This window comes from Polaribacter sp. L3A8 (assembly GCF_009796785.1).
Classification (GTDB): Bacteria; Bacteroidota; Bacteroidia; order Flavobacteriales; family Flavobacteriaceae; genus Polaribacter.
The window spans coordinates 2,497,063-2,514,250 of record NZ_CP047026.1; the positions used below are offsets into that span (position 1 = coordinate 2,497,063).

At 30.5% G+C, this 17,188-nt stretch carries 16 protein-coding genes; 11 read left to right on the top strand and 5 right to left on the bottom strand.

The window, feature by feature from the left end:
• Window positions 1–39 precede the first annotated feature (39 nt).
• A complete protein-coding gene (gene ruvC / locus GQR92_RS10160) occupies window positions 40–594 on the bottom strand; it encodes a crossover junction endodeoxyribonuclease RuvC (RefSeq protein ID WP_105049418.1) in 555 nt (184 codons plus the stop codon).
• Window positions 595–700: 106 nt separating this feature from the next.
• Between ruvC and GQR92_RS10165 the strand changes: the two genes are divergently transcribed.
• Complete coding sequence (locus GQR92_RS10165; RefSeq protein WP_158839232.1) at window positions 701–1,618, top strand: hypothetical protein; 918 nt, start codon at window positions 701–703, stop codon at window positions 1,616–1,618.
• A complete protein-coding gene (locus GQR92_RS10170) occupies window positions 1,615–2,766 on the top strand; it encodes a glycosyltransferase family 2 protein (RefSeq protein ID WP_158839233.1) in 1,152 nt (383 codons plus the stop codon). Before GQR92_RS10165 ends, GQR92_RS10170 begins: the two co-directional genes overlap by 4 nt.
• A 321-nt stretch (window positions 2,767–3,087) precedes the next feature.
• Here GQR92_RS10170 and GQR92_RS10175 read toward each other — a convergent pair whose 3' ends face one another.
• The 4 genes from GQR92_RS10175 to GQR92_RS10190 form a co-directional block, all read right to left on the bottom strand.
• The gene (locus GQR92_RS10175) at window positions 3,088–4,911 is read right to left on the bottom strand and encodes a cytochrome-c peroxidase (protein WP_158839234.1); all 1,824 of its coding nucleotides are present in this window, start codon (window positions 4,909–4,911) and stop codon (window positions 3,088–3,090) included.
• A 73-nt stretch (window positions 4,912–4,984) separates the two neighbouring features.
• Window positions 4,985–6,508: a hypothetical protein gene (locus tag GQR92_RS10180; RefSeq protein WP_158839235.1), complete on the bottom strand. Its 1,524-nt coding sequence runs from the start codon at window positions 6,506–6,508 to the stop codon at window positions 4,985–4,987.
• Between the two features lie 236 nt (window positions 6,509–6,744).
• Window positions 6,745–7,398 carry a tRNA (5-methylaminomethyl-2-thiouridine)(34)-methyltransferase MnmD gene (mnmD, locus tag GQR92_RS10185; protein WP_158839236.1) on the bottom strand — a complete coding sequence of 218 codons (654 nt, stop codon included), beginning with the start codon at window positions 7,396–7,398 and terminating at the stop codon, window positions 6,745–6,747.
• Between the two features lie 26 nt (window positions 7,399–7,424).
• Entirely contained in the window at window positions 7,425–7,931 is a 507-nt protein-coding gene (locus tag GQR92_RS10190) for a DUF4920 domain-containing protein (RefSeq protein ID WP_158839237.1), read from the bottom strand.
• Between the two features lie 121 nt (window positions 7,932–8,052).
• Here GQR92_RS10190 and GQR92_RS10195 point away from each other — a divergent pair, with 121 nt between their 5' ends.
• The 9 genes from GQR92_RS10195 to GQR92_RS10235 all read left to right on the top strand — a co-directional run bounded on the left by GQR92_RS10195 (window position 8,053) and on the right by GQR92_RS10235 (window position 17,057).
• Entirely contained in the window at window positions 8,053–9,111 is a 1,059-nt protein-coding gene (locus GQR92_RS10195; protein WP_158839238.1) for a branched-chain amino acid aminotransferase, read from the top strand.
• 84 nt (window positions 9,112–9,195) lie between these two features.
• Window positions 9,196–10,143, top strand: coding sequence for an MBL fold metallo-hydrolase (locus GQR92_RS10200; RefSeq protein WP_158839239.1), 948 nt, complete (start codon window positions 9,196–9,198; stop codon window positions 10,141–10,143).
• Window positions 10,144–10,329: 186 nt separating this feature from the next.
• Window positions 10,330–10,785, top strand: a complete 456-nt coding sequence (gene rplM, locus GQR92_RS10205; protein ID WP_158839240.1) for a 50S ribosomal protein L13 — start codon at window positions 10,330–10,332, stop codon at window positions 10,783–10,785.
• Window positions 10,785–11,171 (top strand): 30S ribosomal protein S9, encoded by a 387-nt coding sequence (rpsI, locus tag GQR92_RS10210; protein ID WP_158839241.1) that lies wholly within the window; start codon window positions 10,785–10,787, stop codon window positions 11,169–11,171. Before rplM ends, rpsI begins: the two co-directional genes overlap by 1 nt.
• Window positions 11,172–11,316: 145 nt before the next feature.
• Window positions 11,317–12,126: a 30S ribosomal protein S2 gene (gene rpsB / locus GQR92_RS10215; RefSeq protein ID WP_158839242.1), complete on the top strand. Its 810-nt coding sequence runs from the start codon at window positions 11,317–11,319 to the stop codon at window positions 12,124–12,126.
• 24 nt (window positions 12,127–12,150) lie between these two features.
• Window positions 12,151–13,122: a translation elongation factor Ts gene (gene tsf / locus GQR92_RS10220; protein ID WP_158839243.1), complete on the top strand. Its 972-nt coding sequence runs from the start codon at window positions 12,151–12,153 to the stop codon at window positions 13,120–13,122.
• A gap of 171 nt (window positions 13,123–13,293) precedes the next feature.
• A complete protein-coding gene (gene pyrH, locus GQR92_RS10225; RefSeq protein WP_158839244.1) occupies window positions 13,294–14,004 on the top strand; it encodes a UMP kinase in 711 nt (236 codons plus the stop codon).
• A gap of 28 nt (window positions 14,005–14,032) precedes the next feature.
• Window positions 14,033–14,587 carry a ribosome recycling factor gene (gene frr / locus GQR92_RS10230; RefSeq protein ID WP_158839245.1) on the top strand — a complete coding sequence of 185 codons (555 nt, stop codon included), beginning with the start codon at window positions 14,033–14,035 and terminating at the stop codon, window positions 14,585–14,587.
• A 94-nt stretch (window positions 14,588–14,681) separates the two neighbouring features.
• Window positions 14,682–17,057 (top strand): efflux RND transporter permease subunit, encoded by a 2,376-nt coding sequence (locus GQR92_RS10235; protein ID WP_158839246.1) that lies wholly within the window; start codon window positions 14,682–14,684, stop codon window positions 17,055–17,057.
• The last annotated feature ends 131 nt before the right edge of the window (window positions 17,058–17,188 follow it).

The window sequence follows — 17,188 nt, forward strand, 5'->3', positions numbered from 1 at the left end:
TTTCTGATAATTGATTACTGATAAATGTTCCTTGAAAATTTACTTTTTAACCCGTTTTTCATTTTGTTTTACAAAACTGGCCCAACCTGTATAGTTTTTCCCACCAACAACTTTACCCGAATTGTAAAAATGACAAACTGCAGCCGCTAAACCATCTGTTGCATCTAAATTTTTAGGCAATGTTTTTAAATTCAATAAAGATTTTAACATCAAAGCCACTTGCTCTTTACTTGCACTTCCGCTTCCGGTAACTGCCATTTTAATTTTCTTAGGCAAGTATTCTGTAATCGGAATTTCGCGAGATAAACCTGCAGCCATCGCAACTCCTTGCGCTCTACCTAACTTTAACATCGATTGTACATTCTTACCAAAAAAGGGTGCTTCAATAGCAATCTCATCCGGATTGTAAGTGTCTATCAATTCTATGGTTCGTTCAAAAATGAGTTTTAATTTTAGATAATGATCGTCGTATTTCTTTAACATTAATTCATTCATTTGAATAAATTCCATCTTTTTACCAACAACTTTTATCAGTCCGAAACCCATAATTGTGGTTCCTGGATCAATTCCTAAAATAATTTTTTCTATCGCCAAACTGGTAGATTGTTTTTGTGTGTATCACCAAAAATACTGATGATTATTTATTACTTTGCGAACCATGTATAATTCGCTTTCTTACAAATCTAAACAATTCTTTTGGTTGATAATAAAACTATCGATTGTAATTGGCTGCGGATATTTTATTTACACAAAACTGATTGAAAACGAACAGTTAGCCTTTTCTGTTTTTTATCAGAATTTGATACAAAACAACATTTTTACAATAAAAAACAGTCTATTTCTACTTCTTTTTACATTTTTAAACTGGTATTTAGAAGCTAATAAATGGCACTTGTTAATTTCTTTTATTAGTAATTACTCTTTTAAAAGTGCTTTAATACAGAGTTTATCTTCTTTAACAACCTCACTAATTACACCAAATAGAATTGGAGAATACGGCGCAAAAGCATTGTATTTTGAAAAAAAACATAGAAAACAAATTTTAGGTTTAAACTTGGTTGGCAACTTTTACCAGATGTTAACAACACTCATTTTTGGAGTTACTGGTTTTACTTATTTTGTATTTAAACATAATGTTGCTATAAACATTTCTCAAATTTCTAGTATTTTATTGATAGGAATAAGTATAATAGTTTCTTTAATTTTTCTGATAAAACACTTTAATTTTAAAGGATTGTCTTTTGAAAAAGTAAGAAATTTTATCAAAAAAATTCCAGCTGCGCTTAACCGTAAAGTCGCACTTATTTCATTGTTGAGATTTGTAATTTTCTCTCACCAATTCTACTACTTGTTACTAATCTTTAATGTTGATATTTCTTATATAGACGCCATTTCTGCAATTTCGTCCGTTTATTTAATTGCTTCTACAATACCAATGTTATCTTTATTTGATGTGGTTTTAAAAGGTTCTGTTGCAATTTGGGTTTTTCCATTTTTTAATATTGAACCACTTACTATTTTATCAATAACAACAATTATGTGGTTGCTTAATTTTGTTTTACCAGCAACTATTGGTAGCTATTTTGTTTTAACTTTTAAACCTAATTTTACAAAATGATATGGTTATTAGTTTTTACATTCGTTTTCTACGCTATTTTGATTGTCTCTTTGTCAATAGGCTTTAAAAACAGTCCTAATTATATTCCTCAAAACACCGAAACTAAAACTTCTTTCTCTGTAATTATCCCTTTTAGAAACGAAGCTAAAAACCTACCGCTTTTATTAAAATCAATTAGCGAATTAAAGTATCCCAAGAATTTGGTAGAATTTATTTTGGTTGATGATGCTTCTTCTGATAATTCTATCGAAGTTATAAACAACTTCCTTTCAGTAATTACGAACGAGGAACAAGGAGAAACCTTTAAAGATGCTACTAGAATTGATATTAAGGTTATAAAAAACGTAAGAATATCTAATTCTCCAAAAAAAGATGCTATTACAACTGCAATTACTACTGCAAAAAATAATTGGATTGTTACCACAGATGCAGATTGTATGTTGCCTATAAATTGGCTGAATATTTTAGATAACTTTATTCTGAACAAAAAACCGAATATGGTAGTTGCTCCTGTAAATTACAAGGTAGAAAACAACTTTTTAGAACAGTTTCAGTTATTAGATTTTATGAGCATGCAAGGAACTACAATTGGCGGTTTTGGCATCAATTTTCCGTTTTTATGTAATGGTGCTAATTTTGCTTATAAAAAAACAACCTTTTTAGAGTTAAATGGCTTTAAAGGAAACAACAATATAGCAAGTGGTGATGATATCTTTCTATTCGAAAAATTTATAAAAGCTGATAAAAAAAGTGTTCGTTATTTAAAATCTCCAAATGCAATTGTAACTACATTTCCGGTAAAAAGTTGGACAGACTTAATGAACCAAAGAACAAGATGGGCAGCAAAAACAAGTAGTTTTAGTTCTTTAAGAGTAAAACTAATTGGCTTACTCGTACTTTTTACAAATTGCTTTGTTATTTATTATCTATTAACAGGTTCTGTTAAAATGATGTTTGTTCCTTTGGTTTTAAAAATGAGTATAGATTTGTTTTTATTCTTGCCTACAATTCAGTTTTTTAACCACAAATCGTCATTTTTTAAATGGTATTTCTTATCGAGCTTACTGTATCCATTTTTTAGTATTCTAGTTATTTTAAAATCTATTTTCTTTAAGTATGGCTGGAAAGATAGACGTTTTAAAAAATAACTTTAGTTAAAGCATAAAACAAATGCTACAAACAAGGTTAGCCCTGATTGTAGCATTTGTTTGAGCTCTTTTTTATCTTTTTTCGAGATAAAAAAAGCGAGTGCGAAAAGCAGGAAATAGCTTCTAAAAAACTATTTAAAGTAACGCATTCATAATATCTTCTGCTTTAAACCAAAGAATTATAACAAACGCTAAAAGCAATATAAAAAAAAGTCCTTTTGAAGGTTTTGATTCTTTTTTCCTTCCAAATTTTCTTCTGAATTCCATTTAAAAAATATTTTAAACGAAGATAAAAAAAGGATTGGAATTTAAACCTCTTTACTACTTTTTATCTTTTACAGAATTGTCTGTTAGACTTTCTATAAAAGCAATAATATCTTGCTGTTCTTGCTCTGTAAGCTCTAATTTATCGAAAGGTAATGTTTGGTGCTCTAAATCGAATCCTAAACCAGCGCCTCCACCAAGATTATAAAAATTAAGTACCTCTTCTAAAGTTTCATAAACACCATTATGCATGTACGGTCCTGTAATACCGGCATTTCTAATGGTTGGCGTTTTAAACATTCCTTTATGTAAATCTTCTTTAAAAACCCAATAAAAACCTAAATCGTCGTCTAGTTTTTTATTCATTTTAGTTTCCGGAACACCTATTACTTCTTTTTCTGTTTCTGTAAAAAAAGGAGGTACTGTTCCGTTAGTTAACGGCATAAAATGGCAAGTTGCACACAAGGCTTTACCCATAAATAAATTGTACCCATTTTTTTCATTTTCTGTATAGGTGTTTTCTTCTCCTCTAATATTTTTATCGAATTTAGAGTTAAAACCGTTTAATGTAGATACGTAAGATGAAATGGCTCTAATTACTTCTCTATTACTTTTAGGCACAAAATTATAAGCTTCTTTAAATAATTTTAAATAGGTTGTGTCTTTTAAAATATCGTTAGAAAAAGTATGAACATCTGTATTAAACTCTTTTTTGTTTTTAAAAACCATAGAAATTTGATCTAATAGATCTCTAGATCTTCCGTCCCAAAAAAAACTTTTTTGAAATGCAGCATTTATAAGTGTAGGTGCATTACGCGTTAACAAATCTCCTTTATTGTCTTTATTAAGCGAAAAACCATCTGAATATCCCTTTTCTGGTAAATGACAACTTATACATGCCAATTTTTTGTTTGCAGAAAGCGCTGGATCTGAAAATAATTTTTCTCCTAATTGTATTTGTTTAATTGTTGCGTTTCTATTTGTAGGCGGTGTAAAGTAAGTTAGGTTAAAAGAATCGTTTTCAAAAAAAGTAGGCGCATTAAAATTAAATGGTTCTGTTTTTACAGGAATCCAAAGGTTACTTGTTTTACGAATTTTAACCCAATTTCTAGTAATAGGATTTAGGTAATCTCTAGTAAATGTATATCTATCGAAAGTATTAAAATCGGTATTACTTTTGATAAAATTAATTGCATTTAAAATATTTGTTTGAAACTCTTTATCGAGGTTTTTATCTTTACTTATAATGATAGATTGAATTGTATTTTGATACATCAACTCTAAACTTTCTAAAGAAATGATAGTTTCTAAAATACCTAAATGACTTACAGGTGTATCAAAACCAGAAATTGCTAAACTTGCAATTCTAAATAATTGTTGATGTGTTGCTATAAAAAAACGATGAGCATTTAATTCTCTTTTTATTATATTCTTCTTTAATACAGAAAACAGCCCTTTTGTAACATAGATTTCTTGATTAAAATCTTCTAGAATCGTTTCTTTATCATAAATACTTTCTTCAATTTTTTGCAAACCAACAGGTGCTAAAATTTTTCCACTGTCTTCTTTATAAAATGGCAATGCAGGTCCGTTGGCTCTATGCCCAACTTCTGGATTTAAATAGGAAGCAAATGGCTCTGCCATTTTAAAATTTTCTCTTACTTTTTTAAAATAAAACTTCGTTTTCCCCCCATCAATTCCCTCTTGCTTTAAACTATCTAAATAAATAATTGCAGTTGTAATATGTTCTTTATAATAGTTCTGTGCAAAAGACCAATTTACGGTAGCTACATAATTTTCTTCCTTCTTATTTTTACAAGAACTAATTAAAACTGAAACTAAAAATACAAGTAATAGCGTTTTATGCGCTTTTATAATCATAAGTAATATTTTATAAACAAATGAATCTCCATAAATTATGGAGATTCATCTTATGCTATGTTAATTTTGTAATTTATCTAGGTAAACCCTGTAATAAGACAACTTGTCCACCTTGGTTATGAGGTAAATTTGAAGATTCAAAATCGTCACTTTGCCAATAATGTGGTTGTAATGCTAAAATAAAAGTATCTGGCACGCCTACTTTATCAGAAACATCTATTAAAGAACCAAATTCTCCAGAAAAGTTAGTACTTCCTGTTGGAGATAAGTTACTTTCTATTTTTAATTCTAATACAACACTTGCATTATTACCATTTAAATCTGTTTGATAAATTTGTGCTGCGTGACCTCTACTAAAAGAATTTGGGTCTTCTTGTACATACACAAAGTTTTCTGTTACACAAATATTATCTGGACTCTGAAGCGCTGCTAAGTTTCCATCATTATTATTAGAATCTGTATTTCCACTAACAATTTGCGTTAATTTTCCTTCTAGAGGATTTGTATCATCTAACTCTAATTTATAAACGGTTCCCCAATCATTATAAGTCCCTCTATCTGGGCCTCTACCAGTAACTGCAAAAAACACATTTCTTCCATTTGCATCAGAACCTTTTTGATAATCTACATCTTCTACACGCATAAATTGTGAAGCAAAAACACCTGTACAAGCCGTTTCCATTTCATTCTTTGTCATACTTGCTCCGTTTTCGATTTCAACAAATTCAACATTGTATGTTTTACCAAAATCTAAACTTCCTTCATTGTACACTGTATTAGCAACAACATCTTGCACACCATTTGCACCATCAGAAACTTGTTTATATCTTAAAACATATATTTTTCCGTTTTCTAAATCTGCATCTCCATTTTCTGAAACATACATTGTTACTTGTCCTTCAGAACCGCTAGAGTCATCATCTCCACCAACAATAACCGTTTTACCAGAGTAAGCGTCTTTTGGTAATGGAACTGCATTTTCCCAAGAAAATTCTCCTAAAGCATCTAAACCAAAATCTGCCGTTGGCGTAGGTGTTTCTATCCAAGGATCAATTCCTTTTACATCATAAGCAATACTTTCTGACGCTGATAAAAAAATATCTTTATCACCTCCATGAATATCCTTTTCCCACATAGTACCAGAACATTGTCTTGCAAAATCTGCAACACCAGCATTTAATAACCAATCTCCTTCTATAGGATTCATAAATTCATCAAAACGAATTCTAGAAACACCATAATCATCTTCTGCATTTACAACATAAATATACTCATTGCCATCTTTTAAGAAACCTGCGCCATCTTGCGCACCAACCAAACGAAATCCATTTGATAATACATCTGTAGAACTGATTAAAGAATATGCTTTAACATTACTAAAACTAGCATTAATATTTACTAGTGGATTTAAAGAAGACTTATTGGTAAATAAATTTGGACTTGGTGTAAAATCTTCTCCATTAGTACCATCTACACCATCAACACCATTTTCTCCATCGATACCATTTATACCATCTTCGGCACAACTTGTTAATAAAGTAAAACTAGCACCTATTAAGGTAAGTGTTAAAAATAATTTAGTAATTGATTTTTTCATAATTGTAATTATCGTTTTGTTTAGAGTGCCAAAACTATAATTATAAAAGAAGGGAGTTGTTAACCCAGAAAAACCATTGCGTTAAAATAGCGTTACAAGAAAGTTAAGAAGTTTAAGAAAACATTAAGAGAAAAATGATTGCCTTAACTTGTAAAAAAAAGTTGTATTAGTTCTTAAAATAGAACATTAAGCTTTAAATGAAATTAAAATTTAATGTTCTAAATAATAATTTGATATTATATTTTACTTGCTCTAAGCATTTCTCTTTTTCCTGGAGGTCCAGGCAAACGCTCTACAACAAAACCTACTTCTTGCATGGCTCTTCGTACGCTACCTTTTGCTGAATAGGTTACTAAAATTCCGTTTTCTTTTAATGCATCATACATTTTACGAAAAATTTCTACAGTCCATAATTGAGGCTGTACACGAGCGCCAAAAGCATCAAAATAAATTAAATTAAATGCGTCTTTATCTTCAATATCTTCAAAAAACTGTTTTCTTTTTGTTAGAGAAAAAGTCTCTGAAATTTGATGTTTTTCTTCCCAAGAAACCTCGTGCATTTTTTTAAAAGCTTCGTTTTCTTTTTCTGCCTTTAAAATGGAAATAAAATTCATTTTCTCCACTTCTTCTGTGGTAACAGGATAGGCTTCTACACCCACATAATCGATTTCTTTTTTAGCTTCTAAATAGGTTATAAAACAATTTAAACCTGTACCAAAACCAATTTCTAGTATAGCAACTTTTTCTAAAGAAACCAATTTTAACCCGCTGTTTATAAAAACATGATAGGTTTCATTTATAGATCCATTTTTAGAATGATATTGCTCATCCCAATCTGGTATATGTATGGTTGATGAACCGTCTGAAGTAATTAGAATTTCTCTTTTCAAAATCTTAAATTGTTTAAGTATTTAAACTATATTTTTAATAAAACACCATCAGCTTCAAAAGCAAACTCGGTTTTTGGTTCAGTTATTTTTGCTATTTCTTCTTTAGATTTACCTGCATCTTCTGCATAATGTTGTAGTTCTTTTACAGAAGTTTCTTTTACAAATGCTTTGCCATTTAAAACCACTTCTTTTCCTTTAGAATCTAAAGGCATAAAAAAGCCGTAATCTTTAAAACGCACCATTGTTTCTGTCTCCTTATTTAAAGGAACCTTCATCCAACATCCTTTTTTAGAACACACTTCATTAATAGTAGAAGCAACCTTTACGTTAATAGTATCACCTACTTTTAAATCTCTAAATTTAGATAAAAGTTCTTCTGATGTTATAGCCTTATTAGATGTTATTTTTTCACCAAAAGAATTGTATCCAATTTCTTGTTTTGGTTGCTCTACTTTTTTAACTGTTTTCACTCCATCTTTACATGAAGAAAAAGCAAATATAATAAGTAAACAAAACGGCATCAAATATTTCATAATTTCTAATTTTAAACAATGTTGAACAAAAGTACATCTTTTAAAGAGTAAAAGCAATGACTTGTTATATTGACAGATAAATATTTTATGTACATTTGTTGCCCAAATCAATCAATAAAGAATGAAATCTAAAATAGAAATTCAACGTATAGAAAAATCGAAGATCGATTCTGTAGATTTTAACAATCTACCCTTTGGTAGTGTATATTCTGACCACATGTTAGAATGTGATTTTATAAATGGCGAATGGCAAACACCGGTCATTAAACCATATTCACCAATATCTTTAGATCCGGCTGCAAAGATTTTCCATTATGGTCAATCTATTTTTGAAGGAATGAAAGCCTACAAAGATGCAGATGAAAATACCATGTTATTTAGACCTTTAGAAAACTGGAAGCGTTTAAATAAATCTGCAGAACGTTTGGTTATTCCTCAAATTCCTGAAGACATTTTTATGGAGGGTTTAAAAAAATTATTAGAAGTTGATAATAACTGGATTCCTACAAACGAAGGAAGTTCTTTGTACATAAGACCTTTTATGTTTGCATCTGGAATTGGTTTTCATGCTTCTCCTGCAGATGCATATAAATTTATAATTTGTACCGCTCCTTCTGGTGCTTATTTTGCTGGAAAAGTAAAAGTTGCTATTGAAGAAAAATATGCACGTGCGGCTAATGGTGGTGTTGGTTTTGCAAAAGCTGGTGGTAATTATGCTGCTCAGTTTTACCCTACACAATTAGCTATAGAAAAAGGATACAATCAAGTAATTTGGACGGATGATAATTCTCACGAATATATTGAGGAAGCTGGAGCAATGAATATTTTCATCAGAATTAATGATACTTTAATTACAAGCCCTACTAGCGATAGAATCTTAGACGGAATTACACGTAAAAGTGTTATTCAGATTGCTAAAGACATGGATATTGATGTAGAAGTTAGAAAAATCACTGTTTCTGAAGTAATTGCTGCTGCACAAAGCGGAAGCTTAAAAGAAATGTTTGGTGCAGGAACTGCTGCAGTAATTTCTCCAATAGCAGGTTTTGGGTATCAAGGTACAGATTATGATTTACCTGAATTAGAAACTCCTTTTGCAGGTACATTAAAGAAAGCTATTACAGATATTCAAACAAATAAAGTTGAAGACCCATACGGATGGAGGGTTGTTTTAGACTAAAAAAGAATATTAAATATTTAATATACTAAAAGCATCAATTAATTTTGATGCTTTTTTTTTATCTTTCAATTTTATTTCTAAATTATGAAACACATAGTTGCACTTTTATTTCTTTTACTAATTTCTTGTCACCCCCCTAAAGACAAGGATAAAATTCTACCTTTAGAAAAAGGAAAGCAATACATTACAGTATTAGGAATTGCCCAAGACGGAGGTTACCCACATATTGGTTGCCAAAAAGAATGTTGCGCTAATTTTTACAATGGAAAAAACAACAAAAAAAGTGTTGTTTCTTTAGGCTTGGTAGATCTAGATAACAAGCAAAAATGGCTATTTGATGCAACACCAGATATGCATACACAATTAGCAGCATTAGAACAACATCACAAAAAAAAAGAAAACCTTATTGATGGTGTATTTTTAACGCATGCTCACATTGGGCATTACACAGGTCTTATGTATTTTGGTAGAGAAGCTTTTGGTAAAAAAAATATGAAAGTTTATGCAATGCCAAAAATGAAAAGTTTTTTACAAAAAAATGGGCCTTGGAGTCAATTAATTTCTCTTCAAAATATTCAACTCCAAAACTTACAACACGACACTACCTTAGTGTTAAATAACAAAATAAAAGTAACCCCTTTTTTAGTGCCGCATAGAGATGAATTTTCTGAAACCGTAGGATATAAAATAGAAGGAACACAAAAAACAGCCCTTTTTATTCCAGACATTGACAAATGGCATAAATGGAGCCGCAATATTATTGATGAAGTTAAAAAGGTTGATTATGCTTTTGTAGATGCCACATTTTTAAATCAGAATGAAGTAAAACGAGCAATGACAGAAGTTCCTCACCCTTTTATACAAGAAACCATAGACTTATTTAAAAACGAAACGCTAGCAACTAAAAATAAAGTTATTTTTATTCACTTTAATCACACCAACCCTACTCTTCAGAAAAATAGTAAAAAACGAAAAGAAATTGAAAAAATGGGCTTTCGTTTTGCAAGTGAAGGCAATAACTATACATTATAAAATGAGCGTTACTTGCCTCTTTTTTTTTAGTTTTTAAAACATTAAAAAGACAAAAACATTTATTCTCTATATTTTTATAAAAATAATTATAACAGCCTATTTGTCAATCAAATAAAAAGCAGTACATTTGCACTCCTTTTTTAAGGTAAAATTGATTATTAATAAACAAAAACTAATAGTGTAATTATGAACACATTAAGTTACAAAACAGTATCAGCAAACAGCGCTACCGTAAACAAGGAGTGGGTTTTAGTTGATGCAGACGGGCAAACGTTGGGTCGTCTAGCTTCTAAAGTAGCAAAGCTAATTAGAGGTAAATACAAACCAAATTTTACTCCTCACGTAGATTGTGGAGATAACGTGGTTATTATCAACGCAGAAAAAATTGTTTTAACTGGAAACAAATGGAGAGACAAATCTTACATTCGTCACACAGGGTATCCAGGAGGACAAAGATCGTTAACTGCAACAGAAATGTTTGAGAAAGATCCTACAAGATTAATCGAAAAAGCAGTAAAAGGAATGTTACCTAAAAATATTTTAGGAGCAGCTTTGTACAGAAACTTGTATGTATATGCAGGTACTGAGCACAAACAAGATGGGCAAACGCCTAAAGCTATTAACCTTAACGATTTAATATAATGGATATAGTACACAAAATCGGTAGAAGAAAAACTGCTGTAGCTCGTATTTATCTTTCTGAAGGAAAAGGTAACATTACAGTAAACAAAAAAGATTACAAAAGCTATTTTACTACTGGTACTTTACAGTATAAAGTACAACAACCTTTAATGTTAACAGAAAACTTAGAATCTTATGATATCAAAGTTAATGTTTACGGAGGTGGTGTAACAGGACAAGCAGAAGCTATCCGTTTAGCTATTACTAGAGCTTTAGTTTCTATTAACGAAGAGCACAGATTAGTATTGAAACCAGAAGGTTTATTAACTCGTGACCCAAGAATGGTTGAACGTAAGAAATTCGGTCAGAAAAAAGCACGTAAAAAATTCCAATTCTCGAAACGTTAATATTATTCAGAATTTATTCTGCAATATATTATATCGAGAACTGTTATTATATTTTAATATTAAACAGTTTAGCATCTAAATAGTTAGGACTCGAAAGACTACCTAACTATTGATTTCAAAACAGAAAGTAAACACATTTAAGAAAATGGCAAACGTAAACATTCAAGAATTATTAGATAGTGGTGTACATTTTGGACACTTAACTAGAAAATGGAACCCAAACATGGCTCCATACATTTATACAGAACGTAATGGTGTTCACATCATCGATTTGTATAAAACAGCAGCAAAAATAGAAGAAACTTCAGAAGCTTTAAAAAAGATCGCTAACTCTGGACGTAAAATTTTATTTGTAGCTACTAAAAAGCAAGCAAAAGATATCGTTGCAGAAAAAGCAAAAGCAGTAAACATGCCTTTCATTACAGAAAGATGGCCAGGTGGTATGTTAACTAACTTTGTAACTATTAGAAAAGCTGTTAAGAAAATGGCTCATATTGATAGAATGAAGTTAGATGGTTCTTTTGATGCATTATCTAAAAGAGAAAAATTACAAATCAACCGTCAGAGAGAAAAATTAGAAAAGAATTTAGGTTCTATTTCTGATATGACTCGTTTACCTGGAGCATTATTTGTAGTAGATATTAAAAAAGAGCACATTGCTGTTGCTGAAGCTCAAAAATTAAGCATTCCTATTTTTGCAATGGTTGATACAAACTCTGATCCTAGATTAGTAGATTTTATCATTCCAGCAAATGATGATGCCTCTAAATCTATAGATAAAGTATTATCTTATGTTACTGATGCAATTGCAGACGGTTTATCAGACAGAAAAGCAGACAAAGAAAAAGTAAAAGAAACTAAAGAAGTTGCAGCTCCAAAGGCAGAAAAAGCAGCTCCTGTAGTTGAAGAAGCGAAAGCTGAAGTTACTGAAACTCCTGCTGAAGAAAAAAAATAACAATCACTAAAAAATATACATAACATGGAAACAGTAAAGATTAGTGCTGCTGATGTTAAAAAGTTAAGAGAAGCAACTGGGGCTGGAATGATGGACTGTAAAAAGGCATTAGTAGAAGCTGCTGGAGACTTTGATAAAGCAATTGATATTTTACGTAAAAAAGGTCAAAAAATTGCTGCAAAAAGAGCTGATAGAGATTCTACAGAAGGAGTTGCAGTAACAAAAATAAACGACGCTAACACTGCTGGTGTTGCTATCGTTTTAGCTTGTGAGACTGATTTTGTTGGTAAAAATGACGCATTTGTAGCTTTAGGAGCTCAATTTGCTGAAATCGCTTTAAATTCTGCTGATAAGGAAGCTTTCTTAGCGGCTGATTTTGGAGGAATGACTGTTGCTGATAAATTAATTGAGCAAACTGGTGTTATTGGAGAAAAGTTAGAGATAACAGCTTTTGAAAAAGTAGAAGCTGCTTATGTTGGTGCTTACACTCACATTGGTAAAATTGCTGCTTTAGTAGGTTTATCTGCTGTTGTAGACAATGCTGATGTTTTATCTAAAGACGTAGCTATGCAAATTGCATCTATGGGAGCATCTACTTTATCTTATAAAGATTTTGATCCTGCATTTGTTGCTGCTGAAACAGAAGCAAGAATTGCTGTAATTGAAAAAGATAATATTGAATTAGGAAGATTAGGGAAAACATTAAAAAATGTACCTCAATTTATTTCTATGTCTCAATTATCTGAAGAAGTTTTAGCAAAAGCTGAAGAAGTTGCAAAAGCAGAATTAGCTGCAGAAGGAAAACCAGAAAAAATCTGGGATAGAATTTTACCAGGTAAAATGGAAAGATTTGTTTCTGACAACACAACTTTAGATACAGAGCAATGTCTTTTAGACCAAGCTTTTATTAAAGATGAAAAGAAAAATGTTGCACAATATGTAAAAACATATGGTGATGTTGAAGTAAGTACTTTTAAAAGGGTTACTTTAGGATAAACATTTATCTGCAATTCTTGTACGGTTTATACAAAACTAGCTTAGGCAACAAGAATATAAATTTTTAAAAACCTCACATTCTATAATTTTAGAATTGTGAGGTTTTTTTATTTCTCAGAAAAAGGAAACTCAAAAAAAAAGCTTAATTTTGCACAACTTTCAAAATAAACTATGCAATACAATAGAATTCTTTTAAAATTAAGTGGAGAAGCATTAATGGGCGATAGACAATATGGTATAGATCCTAAACGTCTGGCTGAATATGCCAAAGAAATAAAAGAAATAGTAGCTAAAGGTATAGAAGTTGCTATTGTAATTGGTGGTGGAAATATATTTAGAGGAGTTGCAGGTGCTGCCAATGGTATGGATCGTGTGCAAGGAGACCACATGGGTATGTTAGCAACCTGTATTAATGGTTTAGCATTGCAAAGTGCATTAGAAGATGAAAACGTAGACACGCGCTTACAAACAGCCCTAGAAATTAAAGAAGTTGCAGAACCTTATATCAAAAGAAAAGCAATTCGTCATTTAGAAAAAGGAAGAGTTGTTATTTTTGGAGCAGGAACAGGTAATCCGTATTTTACAACCGATACTGCTGCCGTTTTAAGAGCAATTGAAATAGATGCAGATGCAATTTTAAAAGGGACTCGTGTTGATGGAATCTACGATATGGATCCAGAAAAAAATAAAGACGCCATTAAATTCGAAAAAATTACTTTTAAAGATGTTATTAAAAAAGGTCTTAAAGTGATGGACATGACTGCATTTACATTAAGTGAAGAAAACAACTTACCAATTATTGTTTTTGACATGAATACAAATGGAAACTTAATGAAATTAGTTTCAGGAGAAAAAATTGGTACTATTGTTGATTCTCAATAAACAGCGTATTTTTTAAAATTTACTAAAGATGAACGAAGAAATTGAATTTATTCTTGACAGTGCTAAAGAAGCAATGAGTAATGCTATTGAGCATTTAATTAAAGAATTAAGAACTATTAGAGCAGGTAAAGCAACGCCTGCAATGTTAGCAAATGTTATGGTAGATTATTATGGTTCTCAAACCCCATTAAGTCAGGTAGCAAATGTTAGCACACCAGACCCTAGAACGATCTCTGTACAACCTTGGGAGAAAAACATGTTACAACCAATAGAGAAAGCAATAATGATTGCTAATCTTGGTTTTAACCCAATGAATAATGGTGATATTATTATGATTAACGTACCACCATTAACGGAAGAACGAAGAATTGGTCTTGCAAAACAAGCAAAAGCAGAAGCAGAACATGCAAAAGTTGGTATTAGAAATGCACGTAAAGATGCAAATAATGATATCAAAAAAACAGACATTTCTGATGATATGAAAAAAATATCAGAAGACGATATTCAAAAACTAACAGATACTTTTGTAAAACAGATCGAAGAAAAACTGGCTGTTAAAGAAGTAGAAATAATGAAGGTTTAATAAAATCTAAACAATAAAAAGAGGGTGTTTCTTAACACTCTTTTTTTATTTACAACAATATACAATTTAACTACATTTTCGTAAAATTAACTGAATGAATTTCTGGACAAAAGTTGCTGGTATTATCTTAAGAAACCGCTATTTGGTTTTAATAGGTATTGCAATCATTACTGGCTTATTAGCATCACAAATGAAGTATATGAAATTTTCATATACAGAAGCAAACCTATTGCCAGAAGATCATGAAGCAAACATACAATACAACCAATTTTTAAAAATCTTTGGAGAAGAAGGTAACTTAGTTATTTTAGGAATTAAAGACTCTACAGTTTTTACACCTAAGAAATTTAATGCTTGGAATAATTTAGTTCGGAAATTTGATAGTTTAGACGAAATAGATTTTACAATCTCTATAGCTGATGTTCAAAAGTTAAAAGCAGATAGAAAACAAAGAAAATTTGTACTAGAACCTTTATATGAAGAAGAACCAACTACAACAGAAGAGGTTCTAGCAATAAAAAAACAGCTTTTTGAAAAACTGCCTTTCTATGATAATTTATTATTTAATAAGGAAACAGGAACACTACAAACAGCAATTTATATTAAGAAATCGATTATAAATACACCCAAGCGTAGGGATTTTATTTTTGATGTCTTAATACCCACTATAAAACAGTTTGAAAAGGAAAATAATGTAAACGTGCGTGTTTCTGGAATGCCGTACATTAGAACACTAAATGCACAAAACATTCAAGATGAAATTATACTCTTTGTAGGTGGTGCATTAGGTATTACTGCCATTATTTTCTTCTTTTTCTTCAGATCTTTTAGAGCAACGTTTATTACGCTTTTAGTAGTAATGATAGGGGTTGTTTGGGCTTTTGGATTTATAGGCTGGTTTCAGTACGAAATTACGGTATTATCAGCATTAATACCTCCTTTAATTATTGTAATTGGTGTACCAAATGCCGTTTTTCTAATTAACAAATATCAGCAAGAAATAAAAAAACACGGTCAACAAGCAAAAGCCTTACAACGTGTAATTTCTAAAGTAGGAAACGCTACTTTAATGACCAATATTACAACTGCATCTGGTTTTGCAACTTTTGTATTTGTAAAAAGTAGTTTGCTTCGTGAATTCGGAATTTTAGCTTCTGTAAACATTATAAGTATCTTTATTCTAGCATTACTTATTATACCTATTTTATATAGTTTTATGCCGCTTCCAAAGAAAAAACATTTAAATCACCTTGAAACAAAGTGGATTGAAAATGTAGTAGATTGGATGGAAAGAATGGTTAGAAACCGAAGAATTACCATATACTTTACCACTGTAATTGTTATAATTGCGGCGATTATTGGAGTTTATAAAATTAAAGTATCCGGTAGTTTAATTGAAGATATGCCTAAAAGCTTAGAGTTCTATCAAGACATTAAGTTTTTCGAAACCGAGTTTGGTGGAATTATGCCTTTAGAAATATTGGTAGATACTAAAAAAGATAAAGGTGTAATGAAACTCTCTACTTTAAAGAAGATGGAGAAAATAAATGAAGCTATTGAAACTTTTCCAGAATTGTCTAAACCCATATCGGTAACAAACCTAGTAAAATACTCTAAACAAGCGTACTACAGAGGTAATCCTAAATATTATCAATTACCAACAAGCCAAGAACAAAGTTACATTTTTGCATACACCAAAAACTCTAACAGTGAGGCTGGTATGCTTAAAAACTTTGTAGACTCTACAGGTCGTTATGCAAGAATAACAACTTTTATGAAAGACATTGGTACAGAAAAAATGAATGTCATTCAAGAAAGACTAAAAGCAGTTATTGCTAAAGAATTTCCATCAGATGACTATAATGTTTCAATAACAGGAAAAGCATTAGTTTTTATAAAAGGAACTAATTATTTGATTAAAAATTTAGTGATTTCTTTATCATTAGCTATTTTTCTAATCGCTATTTTTATGGCATGGATGTTTAGATCACCACAAATGATTTTTATTTCTCTAATTCCAAACATACTACCATTACTAATTACAGCAGGATTAATGGGCTTCTTTGGTATCCCAATAAAACCATCAACAATTTTGGTATTTAGTATTGCTTTTGGTATTTCTGTAGATGATACGATTCACTTTTTAGCTAAATATAGACAAGAACTAATTGCTAATAAATGGCGAATAAAACCGTCTGTTTATGCTGCTTTAAGAGAAACGGGTGTAAGTATGTTTTATACTTCTATAGTGTTGTTTTTTGGTTTTTTAACTTTTACACTTTCTAGCTTTGGAGGTACCATTGCTTTAGGCGGTTTAGTTTCAGTTACTTTATTATTAGCAATGGTTTCTAACTTATTATTACTACCCTCTTTATTATTAACTTTTGAAAAAAAGATAGCCAATAAAAAAGTATTTAAAGAACCCTCAATAAAAATATTTCCACCAAAGGAAGAAAAGAAAGAAGAGTAGTATTTTAGTTTGATAAAATATCAACCAAATAAAAAAAATCGGATGTTTTATAAAAACATCCGATTTTTAGTTTGTTGAAAGAAATTAACAAGAATAATTCAAATAATAATAGAAATTTCTAACAGTTTAAA

Bases quoted from the DNA above. Each gene is read 5' to 3' on its own strand.
- frr (WP_158839245.1), top strand. From the start codon at position 14,033: ATGAACGAAGAAATTGAATTTATTCTTGACAGTGCTAAAGAAGCAATG.
- GQR92_RS10235 (WP_158839246.1), top strand. From the start codon at position 14,682: ATGAATTTCTGGACAAAAGTTGCTGGTATTATCTTAAGAAACCGCTAT.
- GQR92_RS10180 (WP_158839235.1), bottom strand. From the start codon at position 6,508: ATGAAAAAATCAATTACTAAATTATTTTTAACACTTACCTTAATAGGT.
- rpsI (WP_158839241.1), top strand. From the start codon at position 10,785: ATGGATATAGTACACAAAATCGGTAGAAGAAAAACTGCTGTAGCTCGT.
- pyrH (WP_158839244.1), top strand. From the start codon at position 13,294: ATGCAATACAATAGAATTCTTTTAAAATTAAGTGGAGAAGCATTAATG.
- tsf (WP_158839243.1), top strand. From the start codon at position 12,151: ATGGAAACAGTAAAGATTAGTGCTGCTGATGTTAAAAAGTTAAGAGAA.
- GQR92_RS10175 (WP_158839234.1), bottom strand. From the start codon at position 4,911: ATGATTATAAAAGCGCATAAAACGCTATTACTTGTATTTTTAGTTTCA.
- GQR92_RS10190 (WP_158839237.1), bottom strand. From the start codon at position 7,931: ATGAAATATTTGATGCCGTTTTGTTTACTTATTATATTTGCTTTTTCT.
- rplM (WP_158839240.1), top strand. From the start codon at position 10,330: ATGAACACATTAAGTTACAAAACAGTATCAGCAAACAGCGCTACCGTA.
- GQR92_RS10170 (WP_158839233.1), top strand. From the start codon at position 1,615: ATGATATGGTTATTAGTTTTTACATTCGTTTTCTACGCTATTTTGATT.
- GQR92_RS10195 (WP_158839238.1), top strand. From the start codon at position 8,053: ATGAAATCTAAAATAGAAATTCAACGTATAGAAAAATCGAAGATCGAT.
- rpsB (WP_158839242.1), top strand. From the start codon at position 11,317: ATGGCAAACGTAAACATTCAAGAATTATTAGATAGTGGTGTACATTTT.
- GQR92_RS10200 (WP_158839239.1), top strand. From the start codon at position 9,196: ATGAAACACATAGTTGCACTTTTATTTCTTTTACTAATTTCTTGTCAC.